At 68.0% G+C, this 1,450-nt stretch carries 1 protein-coding gene; it reads left to right on the forward strand.

All coding sequences use genetic code 11. From position 1 onward, the window contains the following. Window positions 1-193: 193 nt before the first annotated feature. On the forward strand, window positions 194-1,450 hold a 1,257-nt coding region (locus tag AB0C16_RS39995; protein ID WP_357691358.1), incomplete at its 3' end, for an ISL3 family transposase.

Below are 1,450 nucleotides of genomic sequence, written 5' to 3' on the forward strand. Positions count from 1 at the left end.
GGGTCTTCTCGTTTGACCGGGGTGGCGCTGCCGCTTGATCGCTCTCCGTGACCGCATGGCCGTCACGGAGGGTCACCAACGCCAGCAATCGGGAACAGGAAACGCCCGCGACCTCTAAGATCACGATCTTGTCTAGGGAAAGTGATCGCACGAGAGACGCGGGCGCGTGGATCAACATACAGGATCCGACCTGTTGGGCCTGGTTGGCCTGGAAGTCTTCGAGGTGGACACCGACGAGACCGGCAGGCGGTGGGTGCACGTGCTGCCCGCAGGGATGGGCGGGCGGATCTGCCCCACCTGCCGGATCATGGCGGACCGCCCCAAGCAGTGGACGACGCAGACGGTCACGCACGTGCCGTTGGGCGAGCAGGTGATCGAGCTGGTGGTGCACAAGCGCCGCTGGTACTGCGACACGCCCTGGTGCGCGCGGGCCTCGTTCACCGAGCAGGTGCCCTACGTCGCTCCGGGCAGGCGCATCAGCGTGCCGGCTCGCCGTCTGGCCGCCACCGCGATCGGAGACCAGCTCCGCCCGGTGTCGGAGGTCGCCTCCAGCGGCCACATGTCGTGGACTACGGCGCATGAGGCATTCGCCGAGGTTGCGGATGCGGTGTTGGCCGCCCCGCTGCGCCCGGTGACCGTGCTGGGGATCGATGAGACCCGCCGGGGCAAGCCGAAGTGGATCCGCGATGCCGACGGGACCACCGTGCGCCTGGCCGATACCTGGCACACCGGCTTCGTTGACATCAGCGGCGATCAAGGGCTGCTCGGCCAAGTGGAAGGCCGCGGCTGTGAGGAGGTGATCGCCTGGCTGGCCGCCCAGCCCGAATCCTGGCGCGCGCAGATCGAGGTCGTCGCGATCGACATGAGCGCCTCCTACGCCAAGGCCGTGCGGGAGATCCTGCCGCATGCCCAGCTCGTGGTCGATCCGTTCCACGTGGTTCAGGCCGCTACCAAGATGGTCGCTGCGGTGCGCCGCCGGGCCATCTTCGCCCGCTACGGGCGGCGTGGCCGCTCCGGCGACCCGGAGTACGGCATGCGCCGCACGCTGCAGCGCAACTACGAAGATCTGCACCCTGACCGGTTCACCGCGATGTGGAACACCTTCATCGACGCCGGACCGCATGGAGAGGAGGTGCTCGCGGCGTGGATCGCCAAGGAGGAACTGCGCAAGGTGTTCACCGCCACCTGCGCCGCCGGCGTCCGTGATCGGCTGCACGCGTTCTTCTCTTGGTGTCACACCCACGACCACATCCCTGAGCTGGTGACACTCGCCGAGACGGTCAGCCGGTGGCGTGAGCAGATCGCTGCCGCCGTCATCTTGAAGGTCTCCAACGCCGCCAGCGAGGGCACCAACCGGGTCATCAAGCTCGTCGCCCGTATCGCCTTCGGCCTCCGCAATCCGGCCAACCAGCGTCGCCGCTCCCGCTACGCCACAACCCGTACGACCCGA

It is taken from the genome of Nonomuraea sp. NPDC048916, from assembly GCF_040649575.1.
Taxonomy (GTDB): domain Bacteria; phylum Actinomycetota; class Actinomycetes; order Streptosporangiales; family Streptosporangiaceae; genus Nonomuraea.